Genomic DNA, 18,365 nt, shown 5'->3' on the forward strand with positions numbered 1-18,365 from the left:
CAACGAACAAACCAGTCGACTGCAGGAATGCAGGCAAATCTACCGTCGCAAGAAATTCAAACAATCGTATGAATTTCAATTGACACCCTCCCAGACTCCCCATAGAGTGACAGCGTCAGATAACGACATCCCCAGACAGGGTGCTGATTACGTAACATCTCAGCTGTGTACCTGTCCTATTTAAGCAATAAGAAGGAAAATGTTATGGCATCTGTTGCAGAAATTATTGAAACAATGAACAGCAAGTTCAACGCCGCCGCTGCGGCTGACATGGACTTAATCTTCCAATTCAACATTGAAGATGGCGACACCTACCACCTGATCGTAAAAGACGGCACCTGCACTGCAGCTGCTGGTGAGAACGATGACGCTAACGTCACTCTGATCATGAACAGCGAAACTTTTGGTGGCATCGCTACGGGTGAAACCGATGGCATGCAGGCATTTATGTCTGGTCAACTGCGTGTTGAAGGCGACATGATGCTGGCAACTAAGCTGGGCGAACTGTTCCCAGCTTAATATTGGCCGACAATCAGCCAATAAAAAACGCCGATACCTCAGGGTATCGGCGTTTTTTATGTCTGAAGAAACAACACGAGTTACAAACGGTTCAGGCCATTCAACGCCGCAACACGGTAAGCTTCTGCCATGGTTGGATAGTTAAACGTGGTGTTCACAAAATACTTTAATGTATTGCCTTCGCCTTTTTGCTCCATAATCGCCTGACCAATATGAACAATCTCAGCAGCCTGGTCACCAAAACAGTGAATACCGAGAATTTCCAGTGTCTCGCGATGAAACAATAACTTCAGCATACCCACGCCTTCGCCGGTAATCTGCGCCCGGGCAATACTTTTGAAAAATGCCTGACCCACTTCGTAAGGCACCTTCTCTTCCGTCAGCTGATGTTCGGTTTTACCAACCGAGCTGATTTCAGGAATGGTATAAATGCCTGTAGGCACGGTGCTGACAAAACGAAAATCTTCTGGTTTGGAGATTTTGGCAGCGGCTGCCCGCCCCTGATCATAGGCTGCTGATGCCAGCGCTGGCCAACCGATTACATCCCCCACTGCATAGACATTGTCGACGGCAGTACGGTATTCCTGATCCACTTCCAGCTGACCACGACTGTTGGTTTCCAGACCAATATTCTCAAGCCCCAGATCCTTGGTATTGCCACTGCGACCCGCTGCCCACAAAAAGGCATCAGCTTTAACTTTTTTGCCGGAAGCCATACGCATGGTCACGTAACGCTCATTAATTTCCAGAGAATCAAATTGCTCGTTATGGCGGATCAGAGCGCCCTTATCACGCAAGTGGTAGCTCAACGCATCTGAAATTTCATCATCGAGGAAGTTCAGCAGGCGATCGCCGGGGTGAATCAAATCCACCTTAACGCCAAGGCCCGAGAAAATAGACGCGTATTCACAACCAATCACCCCGGCGCCATAAATAATAATGGTACGTGGCGTGTGCTCCAGCTGTAATACCGTATCGGAGTCATAAACACGCGGATGGTTAAAGTCGATATTAGATGGTCGCCACGGGCTTGAACCGGTAGCGATGACGACTTCCTTGGTGTGCAGACGCGTATTGGAGACCGTGCCGTTGAATACATCGACTGTGTTGGCATCAACAAAGTGTGCTTTGCCGGTATACACGCTGATGCGGTTACGACCATAAAACTGAGTTCTCAGTTTCACTTGCTTAGCAATCACCCGCTCGGCACTTTTTAATACCCGGGGAAAAGAAAACCAACGCGGTTCGCCAATATCGCGGAACATCGGGTTGGTATTAAAGGAAATAATTTGTTTCACCGCATGACGCAGAGCTTTGGAAGGAATAGTGCCCCAATGGGTACAGTTACCCCCTACCATGTTTTTATCTTCTACGACTGCAACCTTCTTTCCATTTTTGGCCGCATTCATCGCCGCGCCTTCCCCTGCCGGGCCTGCGCCGATGATGACCACGTCGTAATGATAATCTGCCATGCTGGTTACTCCATCATTCAGTAATTGATATCTGACTACTATTGTAGACGTTGTTATTACAAACGTCTTTATTATAGTTACTTAGTATAAAAGCACTGATTCAACGCTTTGTGGCATCATAAAAATCGGCACCATCCGAAGCTTCAGCAGCTTTTTTGCTTTCCTTTTCACACTTTCCTTTGTCGCCACCACAAACGTCACACGCGCTTTCCATACCAATGGCAGCCATACCGCCACAGGAGCCGGAGATAGGCTTACGTCCCAGCAAGACACCAACAGCCATCGCCGCCACAAAAAACAGCATGGCACCAAATACAATCACTAAAGTTGACATAATTTTTACTCGTTTTCAGTTGAGGCTTCCGGCAAAAAATCTGGAAACCATAGATTAAAGGTAGTTGAAGTCAGCTCATTCAGCTGGTCATTTTCATCACGAACGATCATATAAACAGCCAGATCCAAGCTATCTGCCAGCTGCATACCTCGCTCCGGCCCGGCGACATTGAGTGCCGTAGCCCAGGCATCGGCCAATGCCGCACTGTTATTGACCACAGTGACAGAAGCCAGTTCATGAGCAACCGGATATCCCGTCTTAGGTGAAATGGTATGTGAGTAACGAACACCGTCTTTAATAAAGAAGTTACGATAATCACCCGACGTTGCCAGCGCCCGCCCCTGAGGTGAAAAAACCCGATGAGCCGTTTGCTGTAATCCCACATCGGGCCGCTCGATGGCAATCCGCCAGGGTGTAGCGTCCGCCTTCTGACCTGACGTACGGATTTCCCCGCCAATTTCCACCAGATAGTTGGTAATGCCCTGGGTTTCCAGCAATCGGGCAATATCATCCACCGCCCAACCTTTGGCAATGGCCGACAAATCAAGATAACGTGCCTGGGTAATGGTCAGCTGCTGGTCTGATAAGGAAATGGCATCACTGCCGACCCGACTCAAGCCAGCTTGGATCTGAGCCTTATCCGGTACTTTCTCTGGATCACCTTGTGGCCCGAAACCCCAAAGATTCACCAAAGGTCCTACGGTAATATCAAAAGCACCGTCCGATTTTTGGTAAACATCCAGTGATAACTGCAAAACATTTGCTAACTCAGCTGAAACAGACTGTTCGATAGGCCACTTTGTTAATTGATTTATCAGAGATAATTCCGAAGCCGGGTCATAAGTTGACATCACTTTATTGATCTCAGCCAGGCGTTGATCGACCTGATTTTTGACGCTCACACGATCTTCAGAGCCCAACCAACTGATGTGATATAAGGTACCCATCGTTGGCCCGGAAATTTTTTGTATCGGGTCGGCGGAGCCCGGTGTACAGGCGTTCAGTGTTCCTATCAGCAACACTGCAAACAAAATCTGAACCATGCTTTCTCTGTCATTTAACCCGGCTATCAACAATGGCGGCGAGTATAAACTAAGCCAGCACGGTCTGATATGCCCACCCAACAAAAGCTGGGTTTTCAGTTATTTCAGGAACTAACATATAACTAAAAGGAATTAAAAATCAAAAAAAAGGAATTTGGGCCGTAAACGATTATCACGTAGACTTTTTGCGTCTATCTGGAGAACTCATCGATGCAAGAAGTAATGTCCGATGAAATGCTTGAGTTAATTTCTCAGCGTTTTCGCTTATTAGCCGATCCTATGCGGCTTAAAATTCTTCACCAACTACAAGGTGGAGAAAAGTCGGTCACCGAACTGGTACAAGCAACCGGCGCGTCGCAGCCTAATGTTTCTAAACATTTATCAACGCTGCGCAGCCACAGCATGGTAAAGCGTCGCCAGGAAGGCAACATGGCTTTTTTCAGCATTGATGCGCCTTTTATTTTTGATATCTGCAATATTGTTTGCGATAGCATGAAGATGGAACTGGAACTAAAACAAAGCCTACTGAGCCCAGCGTAGCAGGCCACTTCCACTATTTATCAGGCTGTTTCGGTGACCACCCAAACTGAGCGGCCTGCTTCTCCCTTACCCGACACCAAGCCAATCGACTCCCAACTTTTCAGGATTTGCTGAAATTGCCCACGACTGATTTTAACGTCATCAACGGCATGCGCCTGAGGGTGACGCTTGAGCAGTTGTTCAGACACTTTACGGGCAATGACACTTTCCAGCTGAGCCCGCAACCGGTCTTCACTAGCGCCACTGCGCAATAAATGTGCAACCCCCTGCAGTAACTGATCGGAGCGAACTGGCAGAAAAACTTCTTCCCGGGTCAGATTGCCTGCTTCATAGACTTTAGCAGCCACCTGTAAGCTGATTACCTGACGCGCACGGGCCAGACGCTGTTGCACGGTCATGTTATCCGCAGCGGTTTCTGGTTTAACGGCTTCTACGGCTTTAACCGGAGCGGTATGAGCCACTGGCAACCACCCCCCTTTTAACTTGGCGGCAGCCAGGCTGGCTTTTACGTGAGATAACAACTCATCGCGCAAATGCCATAACTTGTAGTTTGCATGCTGAGTAATAATGCGATGGAAACCGTTTAAGCGGCGCTGCTCTTCGCTCAGATTCTGTTCCGGCAGGGTATTTTTAATAAACGCGAGAATGGGTTTACCAATGCTTTGCGCATGAACGAATTCGCGATGCAGATGACTGATGCCCGTGGGCGACATAGGGCCATAGCTGTCAGCCAACAGCAACAGAAACAGATCAGACTTTTCAATTTGTGCCCGAACCAGATTCCAGTCATAAGGGCCTGCTTCTTCCCGATAGGCAAACCCGGTATTCACCATATTATTACGGGCAAGCTGTCGCTCGATTTCATAACGCTCAAGCTCTGTTCCTTCAGCGGTAGAGGCAAGATACACCAGGTAGTGTTTTTGTTCTGGCATTTGAATTACCGGTTCCTTCTACGTCACAACCATGTCACACAATCAATAACGATACTGCAGCAGACACTATCAATACTGCAAACATTCCAATGGGGCATACTATAACAGCGCTGCCATAAACAGGACAAACGGATCAGGCCTAACAATTGTAAAACCGTTACAAATGCAAGCCTTTCAGGTAAAATCACCCCCTGTTTCTATGAAGCCTTTCCCATGACACGTAAGAAAAAAACACGCTCTTTAAGCCGTATCCACAAAGTGAAAACCGGCAGTATCTCGAAGCTTAAACGCGAAGCGGGTAATGATCGCCAGAGCACCAAGCGCATCAAAGGCAAACGCAATCCGTCTGCCTATGAAAAATTCCTGGCTGAAAACCCTGAGGCAAAAGCCAAGGCGGTTCAGGAGCAGCAACAGCAGGAAAGCGAAGCGTTGCGTCCGAAAAAGACTACCGAAGCACCAAGCGACAATCCAAAACCCGAGAAAGACAAAAATACCGATAAAGGTTTGTTCGACCAACTGGACTCGAAGAACTTTAACGATATTTACTGATGAGCGATTGGCCACTCACCCAACTGACATTGGAATGCTTCCCCGCGGTTCCGGATCATATTTCCCTGCCCTGGGACGCTGCTGATGCTTATGTTTACCAGCACGTTGATTTAACCACCAACACCCTGCTGATTAATGATCGCCATGGCGCTCTGGCCTGCCTGTTCAGCCAACATCAAAGCTGGTGTGACAGCGCCAGCGCCATCGTTGCCCGCCAGCAAAATCTGGCCAGCAACTTTCCTGAGCAGAAATTCGCGCCAGCCCAGTCAGGCCCGGAGACAATCGACTGGCAAAACGTCCAGCAGGTTGTGATCAGAATCCCGAAGAATTTTGACCAGCTCAAATACTGGCTATTTTATTGCCAGCAAAACCTCAGTCAGGATATCCCGATTTATCTGGCCGGCATGGCCAAGCACATTCCGGTTTCCTGGTTGAACTGGCTCGAACAACAAAGCCAGAACTATCAGCAGTTCCGCATCGAAAAGAAAGCACGTCTGCTTCAGCTTCACGGCGTACAGATAAATACACCACAAACTACCGGTTACCAACATCAGGCACTGACACTGAATGCTGTCGCCGGAGTATTTTCTGGCAACAAACTGGATATTGGTAGTCGGGTTATTTTGCCTTATCTGGAGCTGATCAAAAAAGGAACCGTGTGCGACCTGGGCTGCGGCAATGGCTTGCTAGGGTTATCCATCAAACAGCAACAGCCCGAATGCCAGCTGATTCTGACAGACGACTCTTATGTTGCGACACAGTCAGCCCGCCAGAATGCACAACGCAACGGTCTGGATATCGAAGTACGTCACGGGAATTGTTTATCAGCCGTTAATGAACCTCTCGACTGGGTTGTCTGCAACCCGCCCTACCATGATGGTCATAAAGAATTAACCAACATTGCAATCAATATGTTTCGCGAAAGTCAGCAAAAACTGAGCAATGAAGGGCAAATGCTGATTGTTGCCAACCGACACTTGCCTTACCAGAAAACACTAAATCGTTTATTTAAACGCGTTAACAATATTCATAAAGACGCAAAATTTACCGTTTTCCATTGCCAGCTTCCAAAGCGTTAATCACCTATCTTTGAGCTCAGAATAATATGAAATACCCACTCATTACCATTGAGCATGAGATCGAAGAAAAGCGCAGTCGTTTTATTGCAGAGCTTATGCCCTGCAATGACGAACACCCCGTTAAGCAACGCATTCAACAGCTTAAAAACCTGCATCCGAAAGCCAGTCATGTTTGTTCAGGGTTTCGATTAATTAACAGCAACAATCAGATTAATGAAGGCTTCAGTGACGATGGTGAACCATCGGGCACCGCCGGGATGCCGATTTTAAAAGTGTTGCGCCACCACGACTTAATTAATTGTGCGGTGTTAATCACCCGTTATTTTGGCGGCACCAAACTCGGCACTGGAGGATTGCAACGCGCTTACAGCCAGTCATGCTCTGATGCGATTCAACAACTAAAAAACGAACAATTAAAAACCCTGGTGCCACAAGCCTGCGTCGATGTCAGCGTAGACTTCCCTCAGGAAAATGTGGTGCGCCATTTAGCCCAACAGCATCAGGCACAAGTCGAAGAAGTTACGTATCAACACAATGGCATTGTGATGCAACTTATTCTGGATAAAAGTCGCAGTAATGAACTGGCGCTTGCACTGCAGCAGCGAAATATTTTATTTCGCATCAAATAAAAAATCTTTAAATAGCGCCCATAAAAAATGCCACATGATGTGGCATTTTTTATGGCAAACAGAATCAACGACCCGAAATTAACTACCGGAGCGAGTGATTTCTGTATTTTCTTTAGCCCAGGCCTGATAGCTCAACATATCCGAACGGCTTTGCTGGGTACGACCCGCCTCTACCAGCTCATCGCTCAGCTGCATTTCCTGCCAGGACTTTTCGTTAATCGCATCAACAATAACAACCGAGTGGCCGCCAGGTGTCGCCACAATTTCTGACGCATTCAGAGTCAACTCAAACGCTTTTTGCTGAACGGTACGTGGTGCATCCGATGATTGATTAAATGACGTGGTTACCGTTAACCATTGCGCATCAGCGCCGTCTTTAATTGCGTCCGCACGCTCTTTTGCCAGATCCGATGCACGCTCTTCAGTCATGGCGGCAACGATGGTTGCTTTAACGTCATTCAGTGGCTTCACTTGAGAAGGCTGATGTTCTGCAACGGCAAATACCAGCGCAGCGTCAGCGGTTTCAATAACCGGGCTGATTTCACGATCCAGCAATACAGCATCTTCAAATGCCTGACGACGAACGTCAGCATTCAGCGCCACGCCTTCACCCTGCACACGACTGAACAAAGCAGTCTGGGCTACAGGCAATGACATAATTTCAGCAACCTCTTCAATAGAGCCCGCAGAGAAAGCCACATTCGACAGTTCTTGCTGCAATTCTGCAAATTCCGCTGCCGCTTTTTCCGCTTGAATATCTGCTGTTAATTGTGCGGTCATATCCGCCGCAGATTTAACTTCATCAGATACCACATCATCCAGGCGAATAATATGGAAACCAAATTCGGTTTTTACCGGCTGAGAAATCTGACCTTTTTCCAGCGAATATAAAACATCTTCAAATTCAGCTACAAACGCACCCTTGGTATTTAAACCTAAAGAGCCGCCCGCGTTTTTGGTGCCAATATCATCAGAGAACTCTTTTGCTAACGCAGCAAAATCCTGACCTTGATCCAGCTTACCACGAATCTCGTCAACCAATGATTTGGCTGCATCAGCGTCACGATCATCATTAACTTCGATCAGGATATGACTGGCAGCGCGTTGCTCATCAGCACGTGCTGCAGCAACATAATCTTCATAGGCCAGCACCAGATCTTCTTCAGTTACTTCCTGATCGGCTGCCAGTGCTGCACGACTTAACTGAACATATTGAACGGCAACTTTTTCGTCAGTTTTATAACGCTCTTTGGTTTCGTCGTAACGTGCCTGAACATCTTCATCCGAAATCTGAATATCGGCTTTTAAAGTGTCAGTGGCAATTTCAACATAACGGAAAGTACGCTCTTCGCTGTTTAAGGCTTCGCTTAGCTGAACATTAAAAGGCGTATCAATAGAACTTAAGACAAAAGCAGCACGTGCTTGTGTGGCTTTTACATCATCCGCCAGATCGGCGCGGAAGCTCAGTGGCGTCCAGCCATTCAGGCGTAAAATATTCTGAAATTGTTCTTTGCTGAATTTACCATCCAGCTGGAACGCCGGCATGGAAACAATTTGTTCATCAATGGCCTGAGTCGCGGCGAACAAACCCATTTTTTCAGCCTGAACCAAAGCAACTTTCTGGTTAACCAGCTGTTCCATTGCGGATTGACGCAAAAAGCCTTCGTTAAATAAATCTTCATTGTATTGGTCACCAAACTGGCGACGAAGATTATTTTTCTGTTGCTCAACCAAACGCTGAACTTCTAATTCCGTAATTTCTTTATCGCCCACCGTTGCCTGTGGTTGTTCACCACCGCCAAGACTTACGATGCTCTCAACCCCCCAAAGGGCAAACACCAGGATAATAAAAAATACGATTACCTTTGCGATCATACCTTGGGCATTATCGCGCATCGTCTGTAGCATGTTTCCTCCTGAATAATTGTAATAGGTGGCGCATTATCGATTAACTTCGTATAAAAAAAGCGCATCGTAGATGCGCTTTCGATCTGGCGGACCGGACGGGACTCGAACCCGCGACCCCCGGCGTGACAGGCCGGTATTCTAACCAACTGAACTACCGGTCCAGATTCAGTTGGCGTTAGTTTACAGCGTCTTTTAACGCTTTACCTGCTTTAAACCCAGGAACTTTCGCCGCTTTAATTTCAATCGGTTCGCCAGTTTGTGGGTTACGACCAGTACGAGCAGCACGCTCTTTAACCTGGAAAGTACCAAAACCAACTAAGGCAACCTGGTCACCTTCTTTCAGTGCATTGCCGATGCTGTCAATCATGGCATCCAATGCACGTCCTGCCGCTGCCTTTGGAATATCGGCGGAAGCAGCAATAGCGTCGATCAATTCTGACTTGTTCACACTTAATCCCCTTACTCTGTGCGCAATTGTGAATTCTTGTTATGCGACTGGGTGATCGCTAATCAAAAAATAGTTAAGAGCGGTGATTTATACCAACTCGCCCTATGAGCGTCAAGCAACCTTAGTGGGTGCTTGGTCGTGTTTTTTCCTCTGACGAAGCGCTTGAATCTTCTTTGGTTAAAATATCACCAACGGCGTCAGGTTTGCTTTCCAACGCCAGATCCAGCACTTCATCAATCCAATCAACCGGGATCACTTTCAGATCCGCCTTGATATTATCCGGGATATCACGCAGATCTTTTTCATTTTCTTTAGGGATGATCACGGTTTTAATACCACCACGATGGGCGGCCAGTAACTTCTCTTTCAGACCACCGATCGCCAGCACTTTACCGCGCAGTGTAATTTCACCGGTCATCGCCACATCCGCACGCACCGGAATACCGGTCATGACCGACACAAGCGCCGTTGCCATGCCGATACCAGCACTCGGGCCGTCTTTAGGTGTTGCCCCCTCCGGAACATGCACGTGAAGATCGTGTTTCTCGAAATAGTCATCATTAATGCCCATACCAGCAGAACGGCTACGTACTACCGTCAGCGCCGCCTGAATCGACTCCTGCATCACGTCGCCCAACGAGCCGGTTTTGACAATACGTCCTTTACCCGGCGTAGCTGCTGATTCCAGCGTCAGCAGCTCACCACCGACCGATGTCCACGCCAATCCGGTCACCTGACCAATCTCATTCTGAGCACCAGCCAAGCCATAACGGAATTTATGTACGCCCAGATATTCCTGTAGCAGCTCAGCAGTAATCTCACGCGTGGTCTGATTCTTATCAAGAATATTGGCTTTCACCACACGTCGGCACAGCTTGGCAATTTCACGTTCAAGGCCACGCACCCCCGCTTCCCGGGTGTAATGACGGATAATGTCTTGCAGACGCTCATCTGTCAGTTTAATTTCGTTTTCTTTCAGGCCATTCAGCTTGATCTGCTTCGGCAACAGATAACGTTTGGCAATATTGACCTTTTCATCTTCGGTGTAACCCGGAATACGGATGACTTCCATCCGATCCAGCAACGGCCCTGGGATATCCATGCTGTTTGAAGTACACACAAACATCACATCCGACAGGTCATAGTCGACTTCTAAATAGTGATCGGCAAAGTTGCTGTTTTGCTCCGGATCCAACACTTCAAGCAATGCAGACGCCGGATCACCACGGTGATCCATACCCATTTTGTCGATTTCATCCAGCAGAAACAGCGGATTTTTAACCGCCACTTTGGACATTTTCTGTACCAGCTTGCCAGGCATTGAACCGATATAAGTGCGGCGATGGCCACGAATTTCTGCTTCGTCACGCACACCACCAAGTGCCATACGGACAAACTTGCGATTGGTAGCGCGAGCAATGGACTTACCCAGCGAGGTTTTACCAACACCCGGAGGACCAACCAGACACAGCACCGCCCCACGTACCTTCTTAACCCGGTTTTGTACCGCCAGGTATTCAAGAATACGCTCTTTAACTTCATCCAGACCGTAGTGATCGGCATTCAGGATTTCTTCGGCTTTCTCAAGGTCATGGCTAACACGACTGCGCTTTTTCCACGGCAGGTTCACCAGCCAGTCAAGATAACCGCGCACAACTGAAGCTTCGGCAGACATCGGTGACATCATGCGCAGCTTTTTCATTTCAGCGTCGGCTTTTTCGCGCGCTTCTTTGGTCATGCCAGACTGTTCGATTTTTTGTGTCAGCTCATCAAACTCGTTGGAGCCATCTTCGCTTTCGCCCAACTCTTTCTGAATCGCTTTCATCTGCTCATTCAGATAATACTCACGCTGACTTTTCTCCATTTGCTTCTTCACGCGACCACGAATGCGCTTTTCAACCTTGAGCAAATCGATCTCAGATTCCATCAGCTCCATCAGATGTTCAGCACGCTCTTTGGCACCCGCCATTTCCAGAACATTCTGCTTTTCATCCAACTTGAGTGAAATATGCGCCGCAATGGTATCGGCTAAACGGCTGGCATCATCAATCCCGGAGATGGTTGATAACACCTCACCCGGGACTTTTTTGGAAAGCTGCACGTATTGTTCAAAGTTACCAGTCAGTGTCCGAACCAATACTTCATTTTCACGCTCCGACAACTCAGTCGTAGCAACCGGGCGAATATCACCACGGAACAGCTCTTCTTCATCCACCAGATTGACCAGTTCGGCACGGGAATCCCCTTCGACCAGCACTTTCACTGTACCATCCGGTAATTTCAGCAACTGTAAAATAGTCGCAACCGTGCCAACGGCATGCATGCTGTCGAAGGTTGGCTCGTCATCGGATGCGTCTGTCTGCGCAACCAGCATAATTCGCTTATCAGCCTCCATTGCCTCTTCCAGCGCATTAATGGACTTTTCGCGGCCAACAAACAGAGGGATTACCATCGCGGGAAAAACAACAACATCGCGTAGTGGTAATAATGGCAGTGTTTCGGTAGACATAGACACCTGACTTAATAATCCTATCGTTCTTATTTAATGATAGTGGGGACAGAGAAACTTAATTACAAGGGCGGGTTTGCATAATTGAGTCATTGATATTCAGGGGCTAAGCCCTGAAAACGACAAAAGAGGCGAACGCCTCTTTTGTCTGACTGGCCATCATCAATCTGACCAGTGTGGTTAAACACCTGATTAACTCGGGCGTATCAACCTAAGCCGTCTCAACCTGGATTCAGTCATCATCCGGAGAGACTTTACCCACGTCATTACTTTCGTAAATCACCAGAGGTTCAGCATCAGAGTTAATTACGGACTCCTCAACCACCACCTTAGCAACATGCTCTTCCGAAGGAACACGATACATGGTTTCCAGCAAGGCACCTTCCATAATAGAACGCAGACCACGAGCACCGGTTTTACGCTCCATTGCCAGCTCGGCAACCGCTTCCAGCGCTGATTCACGGAACTCAAGCTCAACACTTTCCATTTCGAACAGTTTTTCATACTGGCGAATCAGAGAGTTCTTCGGTTCGGTCAGAATACGCACCAGCGCTTCACGATCCAGCTCATCGAGCGTTGCCACCATCGGCAAACGACCAATAAACTCAGGAATCAGGCCATATTTAACCAAATCGCCGGATTCGATCTCACGCAGCACGTCACCTACCGAGCGCTCGTCTTCTTTACCCTTGACGGTTGCCGAGAAACCAATACTGCTCTTCTCCGAACGATCACGGATAATCTGATCCAGACCAGCAAACGCACCGCCACAAATAAACAGGATATTTGAGGTATCAACCTGCAGGAATTCCTGCTGTGGGTGCTTACGACCACCCTGCGGAGGAACGGATGCTACCGTACCTTCAATCAGCTTCAGCAGTGCTTGCTGTACGCCTTCACCGGAAACATCACGAGTTATAGACGGATTGTCAGATTTGCGTGAAATTTTATCAATTTCATCGATGTAAACGATGCCACGCTGGGCTTTATCGACATCGTAATCACATTTCTGCAGCAATTTCTGAATGATGTTCTCAACGTCTTCACCAACATAACCGGCTTCGGTCAGAGTGGTGGCATCTGCGATGGTAAACGGCACATTCAGTAAACGCGCCAGGGTTTCTGCCAGCAGGGTTTTACCACTACCAGTTGGGCCAATCAGAAGGATATTACTCTTCGACAGCTCCACATCACCTTTGTTACCGCCAAACTGCAGGCGCTTGTAGTGGTTGTACACCGCCACAGCCAGGACAACTTTTGCTTTATCCTGACCAATCACATATTCGTCGAGCGTGGTCTTAATTTCCTGAGGGGTTGGCAGAGAGTCATTGGTACTCTTACTCTCGGCTTCCTGAACCTCTTCACGAATGATGTCATTACACAGATCGACACACTCGTCACAAATGAACACCGAAGGCCCGGCAATCAGCTTACGCACTTCGTGCTGACTCTTGCCACAGAAGGAGCAATACAGCAGTTTGCCGCTGTCTTCACCTTTGCCTTTTGTATCGTCGGTCATTCGACTGCCTCATTGTTATCACTTATGGCAAAAAGATGGGGCTTTTTGCCTGAATTTTCAAGCGCCTGACTGATCAGAATCAGGCACGCTTCTCCAGAACCTGATCAATCAGGCCATATTCCATCGCCGTTTGCGCATCCATAAAGTTGTCACGCTCAGTATCGGCAGCAATGGTTTCGTAAGATTGTCCGGTATGATCCGCCAGAATACGGTTCAGACGCTCTTTGGTGTGCTGAATGTTCTGCGCTTGGATCTGAATATCCGTCGCCTGCCCCTGCGCACCACCACTTGGCTGGTGAATCATAACGCGGGAATTTGGCACACTATAACGCTTACCCGGCGCGCCTGCCGCCAACAGGAAAGCGCCCATGCTGCACGCCTGACCAATTACCATGGTACTAACATCTGGCTTAATAAACTGCATGGTGTCGTAAATCGACATACCGGCGGTTACTGATCCACCAGGGGAATTAATGTACAGGTGGATATCTTTATCCGGGTTCTCAGACTCAAGGAATAACAGCTGGGCAACAACCAGGTTAGCCATATGATCTTCAACCGGGCCAACCAAAAAGATGACACGTTCTTTTAACAGGCGCGAGTAAATATCGTAAGAACGCTCGCCGCGCGCTGACTGCTCTACCACCATTGGAACCAGACCGCTGGCCTGCACAATTTCTGACTGTTGCTTAATGGAGTCAATCATCCGACTCTGCACTCCCTGATTTTATGAGTATTCTTTTTAACACTGTTTCAACAAAAACAGCCGCATCCAACGGATAACGGCTGTTTCAGAGTTTAGCCACTGATTGGCTGAATGTCAGTTATTACAGACAACTTATTGCGCTGCTGACAGAAACTTATTGTGCTGGCTGATTGGCCGCACGAATAATTTCTTCATAACTTGACTCAGTCTGGCTAACTTTAGCACTGGCCAGAACCTTCTCAACGACCTGCTCTTCCAGAGCCATCGCCTCAACCTGCTGACGCTGCTCAGGGTTGCTGCTGTAGTACTCACGAACCTGATCCGGATCCTGGTAGGTCGACGCTACTTCTTCGATCAGCTCATTCACTTTCTCATCTGAAGGAGTCAGTTCGTTTGCTTCGATTGCAGCATTCATCAGCAGACCAATCACAACGCGCTTCTCAGCTTGCTCTTTAAACAGCTCGGCTGGCAGCATGCTGGCATCCAGTTGCTGACCACCACCAAATTGCTGAACCGCTTGCTGACGCAGACGATCAATTTCCTGATCAACCAGAGTCGCAGGAACTTCAACTTCGTTAGCATCAACCAGGCCTTTAACAACCTGTTGCTTAGTCAGAGTGCGAATAGCACGTGCCAGTTCACGATCCATGTTCTTACGGATCTCTGTACGGAACTCTGCTTCATCAGCTGTCTCAACGCCAAACGCGTTAAAGAATTCCTCATTCAGTTCTGGCAGCTCTGGCTTCTTAACTTCGTTTACCTTCACTTTGAACTGAGCAGGCTTACCTTTCAGCTCTTCTTTGTGGTAATCATCCGGGAAAGCAACATCCAGAGTCACTTCGTCACCTGCTTTTGAGCCTTCTAAGCCAGACTCAAAGCCAGGAATCATGGAGTTAGAACCCAGAGTCAGGCCATAACCTTCAGCAGAACCACCTTCAAATGCTTCGCCCTCGACAAAACCTTCGAAGTCAATGTTCAGCTGGTCGCCATCAGCAGCGGCTTCTTCGGAAACATTCCACTGAGCCTGCTGCTTACGCAGAGTCTCAACCATGGTTTCCAGATCGGTATCTTTGATTTCTGCAGACTGCTGTTCAACTTCAATTGCAGCAAAGTCAGCCAGATTAACTTCCGGGTAGATTTCAAAAGTTGCTTTGAACTCCAGATCCTTACCTTCTTCATCAACCGTTGGCTCAAACTTAGGCATACCCGCCAGCTTGATTTCTTTTTCCTGCACAGCCTTGAAGAAAGACTGCTGCATTTGCTGGTATACCGCTTCCATACGTGCTTGCTTGCCGTACTTTTGCTTGGCAACTTTAGGAGGCAGTGGCTTGCCCTTACGGAAACCCGGACCAGGATTATTTTTTTGGCTTTGCGAAATGCGCTTTAACTCGTTTACGACCTGCGCTTCAATTTCCGCAGCGGGTACGCCAACGGTCATTACCTGTTCCAGACCAGTAGTGGTCTCGATGGACACTTGCATAGATGCCTCTCAATCAACAATTTACAAACCGATGCCACAATACATATGGACATCATCAAATTCAGAAGGTCGCGGATTATAGCGCAAGGCAATGCAAGAAGAAAACAGCAATAAGACAGCTTAGTCAGCTAATAAAACAAAAGATATAAAGATTAAGAAAGGGGGGGAAGAAGTGGGGTGGCCGACGGGGATCGAACCCGCGACAACAGGAATCACAATCCTGGACTCTACCAACTGAGCTACGGCCACCACAAATTTGGATCAAGCGTCTTACTGACGGTGTACCAAATGGCACGCCCGGCAGGGCTTGAACCTGCAACCCTCGGCTTAGAAGGCCGATGCTCTATCCAGTTGAGCTACGGGCGCATGTCCATTTAAAGACCAACAAAAGCTGAGCTTTAAATGGTCGGGGTAGAGAGATTCGAACTCCCGACATCCTGGTCCCAAACCAGGCGCGCTACCAGACTGCGCTATACCCCGTCCTACTGCTCTTGGGGCGTTCACCCCTTGAGTGGCTGCGCATAGTATAGATCGCCCCCTGCTTCGTCAACATCTTTTTGAAAAAAATTAATAAAAACAATCGCTTCCCCGAATTGGCCCGCCAGATTCCGGGATTTTAACGACCTTTATTAAGGTAGGTATCTTTGTTTTAAATGCTGCTCGTGAGAAAATCGCGCCCTCTTAAAATTTGCCATGGGATATCACGATTTATGTCCGCTCAGTTAATCGACGGTAAAGCAACCGCCGCTGCGATACGGGAAACCATCAAATCACGAGTTCAGGAGCGTCTGAATAACGGACTGAGAGCACCAGGCCTCGCCGTTATTCTGGTGGGTAATGACCCAGCCTCTGAAGTTTATGTTTCTCACAAGCGCAAAGACTGCGAACAAGTCGGTATTCTTTCCAAAGCCTATGACCTGCCGGATACCACCTCTCAACAGCAATTACTGGATCTGATTGATCAGTTAAATGATGACAGCGAAGTTGACGGCATTCTGGTTCAGCTGCCATTACCACAAGGACTGGACGCTTCTGAGATTCTGGAACGTATTGCGCCAGATAAAGACGTTGATGGCTTCCACCCTTTTAATGTGGGCCGCTTGGCACAACGTATGCCTCTACTACGCCCTTGCACACCAGCTGGCATTGTTGATCTGCTCGACAGCACCGGCGAGCCGGTTCGTGGCCAGCACGCCGTGATTGTTGGCGCCTCTAATATTGTTGGCCGCCCCATGGGGCTGGAGCTGCTGATTAAAGGCTGCACCGTGACGACCTGTCATCGCTTCACTCAGGATCTGGAGCACCACGTCAGCCAGGCCGACATTGTTGTGGTGGCCGTTGGTAAACCCGGCATTGTAAAAGGCGAATGGATTAAAGAAGGGGCCGTTGTGATTGATGTTGGCATCAATCGTATGGATGACGGTCGTTTAATTGGTGATGTCGACTTTGACATGGCGGCCCAGCGCGCCAGCTTTATCACACCGGTTCCCGGTGGTGTTGGTCCAATGACTCGCGCCAAGCTACTGGAAAACACCCTGATCAGCTGCGAAACCTTGCGCGACTGATCAATCTAACAAGGCTTATTAATACTATTTAAGTCGTTAAACGGCGCAACGTGGAAAACCCTACCCCTTCCAACGTGCGCCGTATGCCTTCGGCTAACGGCAAGTCAGGCTTAAACCCCACCTGCCGATATAATTTATCATTAGCTCCGATTGCACAGTGAAGATCGCCTGGCCTGGCAGGCTGAAAATCAATATCCGACTTCTGAGTGAAACCGGTTTGCGGGGGAATAACCGCCGCAATCATGTTCACCAACTGCAAAATCGACACTCCCCGGGAGGTGCAGATATTAAATGCCGCATAACCTGATGGGTGTGCCTGAATCAGTCGTTCTAAGCAGTGCACGGCTTCTTCAATAAAAACAAAATCACGCTGCTGCAATCCATTGCCGTACAACTGCACCCTATCCGCCTCCATCATCGAGCAGCAAAAGCGGGAAATCACATCACCGCACCACTCCGGCCGCCACGGCCCGTAAATATTAAAAAACCGGGCAACCGTGACATCCAGCCCATAACGCAGCGCATAATAGCGACTGCTCTGCTCCATCATAAAATTCATCAGCCCTTTTGCCGATATCGGGTGTTGAGCGCTTCGTTCACACACCCGGGCTGACATATTCGGACCATAAACCGAATCTGACGAGCCCATCACCACCGGAACCTTCCCAAACCGGATGGCAGCCTCAAGCAATACAAGATAATGATTGACGGCCGCTAAAATAGCCGGTGATGAAAACTGCAAAGCATCAATCGCCTGCAAGCGCTCGCCCGGGGTGTACAAATCAAGTTCGCGATAATCCGGCTTGGCCAGATGGACACATAATGATGGTTTAAAGCGCTGAAACAAATCCTGCAGCAATGTGGGATCCGTTAAATCTGTTTGCTGCCAATGCAGTTTTTTTCTGTTTGCCAGATGGCCAGGACATGGCAAACGATCTAACGCTACCACCCGATGCCCTTGCTGTAGTAAAGCCGGAATCAAATAAGAAGCAATATAACCCGCAGCCCCTGTTACCAGATACGTTGCCATACAAGACGCTCCACAATACGTTCATCAAAACAATATCTGGAGTATTAGCAATTCAACGGCCAACTATGAGGTCAATTAACGCTCCATTTTTCTGCCATAAAGC

The 18,365-nt window shown here is 48.3% G+C and carries 17 protein-coding genes and 4 tRNA genes; 6 read left to right on the forward strand and 15 right to left on the reverse strand.

Annotated features, from left to right (window positions below):
• The first annotated feature begins 204 nt into the window (after window positions 1-204).
• Entirely contained in the window at window positions 205-519 is a 315-nt protein-coding gene (locus ACO05E_RS17860) for an SCP2 sterol-binding domain-containing protein (protein ID WP_419810840.1), read from the forward strand.
• 80 nt (window positions 520-599) lie between these two features.
• Here the strand turns inward: ACO05E_RS17860 and sthA are convergent, their stop codons facing one another.
• The 3 genes from sthA to ACO05E_RS17875 all read right to left on the reverse strand — a co-directional run bounded on the left by sthA (window position 600) and on the right by ACO05E_RS17875 (window position 3,368).
• The gene (gene sthA / locus ACO05E_RS17865) at window positions 600-1,991 is read right to left on the reverse strand and encodes a Si-specific NAD(P)(+) transhydrogenase (protein ID WP_419810841.1); all 1,392 of its coding nucleotides are present in this window, start codon (window positions 1,989-1,991) and stop codon (window positions 600-602) included.
• Between the two features lie 100 nt (window positions 1,992-2,091).
• The gene (gene nqrM, locus ACO05E_RS17870) at window positions 2,092-2,325 is read right to left on the reverse strand and encodes a (Na+)-NQR maturation NqrM (protein WP_419810842.1); all 234 of its coding nucleotides are present in this window, start codon (window positions 2,323-2,325) and stop codon (window positions 2,092-2,094) included.
• Between the two features lie 5 nt (window positions 2,326-2,330).
• Complete coding sequence (locus ACO05E_RS17875; RefSeq protein ID WP_419810843.1) at window positions 2,331-3,368, reverse strand: FAD:protein FMN transferase; 1,038 nt, start codon at window positions 3,366-3,368, stop codon at window positions 2,331-2,333.
• Window positions 3,369-3,578: 210 nt separating this feature from the next.
• On the opposite strand from ACO05E_RS17875, the gene ACO05E_RS17880 reads away from it, so the two are divergent.
• Window positions 3,579-3,908 (forward strand): ArsR/SmtB family transcription factor, encoded by a 330-nt coding sequence (locus tag ACO05E_RS17880; protein WP_419810844.1) that lies wholly within the window; start codon window positions 3,579-3,581, stop codon window positions 3,906-3,908.
• A gap of 20 nt (window positions 3,909-3,928) precedes the next feature.
• On the opposite strand, the gene ACO05E_RS17885 is transcribed toward ACO05E_RS17880, so the two are convergent.
• Complete coding sequence (locus ACO05E_RS17885; RefSeq protein ID WP_419810845.1) at window positions 3,929-4,840, reverse strand: DUF4062 domain-containing protein; 912 nt, start codon at window positions 4,838-4,840, stop codon at window positions 3,929-3,931.
• Window positions 4,841-5,053: 213 nt separating this feature from the next.
• On the opposite strand from ACO05E_RS17885, the gene ACO05E_RS17890 reads away from it, so the two are divergent.
• Genes ACO05E_RS17890 through ACO05E_RS17900 form a run of 3 tightly spaced genes read left to right on the forward strand, consistent with a single transcriptional unit; the run spans window position 5,054 to window position 7,097 of the window.
• The gene (locus ACO05E_RS17890; protein WP_419810846.1) at window positions 5,054-5,389 is read left to right on the forward strand and encodes a hypothetical protein; all 336 of its coding nucleotides are present in this window, start codon (window positions 5,054-5,056) and stop codon (window positions 5,387-5,389) included.
• Window positions 5,389-6,468, forward strand: coding sequence for a class I SAM-dependent methyltransferase (locus tag ACO05E_RS17895; protein WP_419810847.1), 1,080 nt, complete (start codon window positions 5,389-5,391; stop codon window positions 6,466-6,468). The genes ACO05E_RS17890 and ACO05E_RS17895 overlap by 1 nt, the downstream gene beginning before the upstream one ends.
• A 26-nt stretch (window positions 6,469-6,494) precedes the next feature.
• Window positions 6,495-7,097, forward strand: a complete 603-nt coding sequence (locus ACO05E_RS17900) for an IMPACT family protein (RefSeq protein WP_419810848.1) — start codon at window positions 6,495-6,497, stop codon at window positions 7,095-7,097.
• A 78-nt stretch (window positions 7,098-7,175) separates the two neighbouring features.
• Here ACO05E_RS17900 and ACO05E_RS17905 read toward each other — a convergent pair whose 3' ends face one another.
• From ACO05E_RS17905 to ACO05E_RS17950, 10 genes are all read right to left on the reverse strand, one after another.
• Complete coding sequence (locus ACO05E_RS17905) at window positions 7,176-9,005, reverse strand: SurA N-terminal domain-containing protein (protein ID WP_419810849.1); 1,830 nt, start codon at window positions 9,003-9,005, stop codon at window positions 7,176-7,178.
• 84 nt (window positions 9,006-9,089) lie between these two features.
• Window positions 9,090-9,166 (reverse strand) — tRNA-Asp (locus ACO05E_RS17910).
• 14 nt (window positions 9,167-9,180) lie between these two features.
• Complete coding sequence (locus tag ACO05E_RS17915; RefSeq protein WP_255860889.1) at window positions 9,181-9,480, reverse strand: HU family DNA-binding protein; 300 nt, start codon at window positions 9,478-9,480, stop codon at window positions 9,181-9,183.
• Between the two features lie 94 nt (window positions 9,481-9,574).
• A complete protein-coding gene (gene lon / locus ACO05E_RS17920) occupies window positions 9,575-11,962 on the reverse strand; it encodes an endopeptidase La (RefSeq protein ID WP_419810850.1) in 2,388 nt (795 codons plus the stop codon).
• 232 nt (window positions 11,963-12,194) lie between these two features.
• Window positions 12,195-13,481, reverse strand: a complete 1,287-nt coding sequence (gene clpX, locus ACO05E_RS17925; RefSeq protein ID WP_419810851.1) for an ATP-dependent Clp protease ATP-binding subunit ClpX — start codon at window positions 13,479-13,481, stop codon at window positions 12,195-12,197.
• A 79-nt stretch (window positions 13,482-13,560) separates the two neighbouring features.
• Window positions 13,561-14,187, reverse strand: coding sequence for an ATP-dependent Clp endopeptidase proteolytic subunit ClpP (clpP, locus tag ACO05E_RS17930; RefSeq protein WP_419810852.1), 627 nt, complete (start codon window positions 14,185-14,187; stop codon window positions 13,561-13,563).
• 154 nt (window positions 14,188-14,341) lie between these two features.
• Window positions 14,342-15,667: a trigger factor gene (gene tig / locus ACO05E_RS17935; protein ID WP_419810853.1), complete on the reverse strand. Its 1,326-nt coding sequence runs from the start codon at window positions 15,665-15,667 to the stop codon at window positions 14,342-14,344.
• A 173-nt stretch (window positions 15,668-15,840) separates the two neighbouring features.
• Window positions 15,841-15,916, reverse strand: a tRNA-His gene (locus ACO05E_RS17940).
• A gap of 40 nt (window positions 15,917-15,956) precedes the next feature.
• Window positions 15,957-16,033 (reverse strand) — tRNA-Arg (locus ACO05E_RS17945).
• Between the two features lie 37 nt (window positions 16,034-16,070).
• Window positions 16,071-16,147, reverse strand: a tRNA-Pro gene (locus tag ACO05E_RS17950).
• A gap of 230 nt (window positions 16,148-16,377) precedes the next feature.
• Here ACO05E_RS17950 and folD point away from each other — a divergent pair.
• Entirely contained in the window at window positions 16,378-17,232 is an 855-nt protein-coding gene (gene folD, locus ACO05E_RS17955) for a bifunctional methylenetetrahydrofolate dehydrogenase/methenyltetrahydrofolate cyclohydrolase FolD (RefSeq protein WP_419810854.1), read from the forward strand.
• Between the two features lie 28 nt (window positions 17,233-17,260).
• Here the strand turns inward: folD and ACO05E_RS17960 are convergent, their stop codons facing one another.
• Complete coding sequence (locus tag ACO05E_RS17960) at window positions 17,261-18,262, reverse strand: NAD-dependent epimerase/dehydratase family protein (protein ID WP_419810855.1); 1,002 nt, start codon at window positions 18,260-18,262, stop codon at window positions 17,261-17,263.
• Between the last annotated feature and the right edge of the window lie 103 nt (window positions 18,263-18,365).

The sequence above is a fragment of the Bacterioplanoides sp. genome, assembly GCF_965226395.1.
GTDB lineage: Bacteria > Pseudomonadota > Gammaproteobacteria > Pseudomonadales > Oceanobacteraceae > Bacterioplanoides.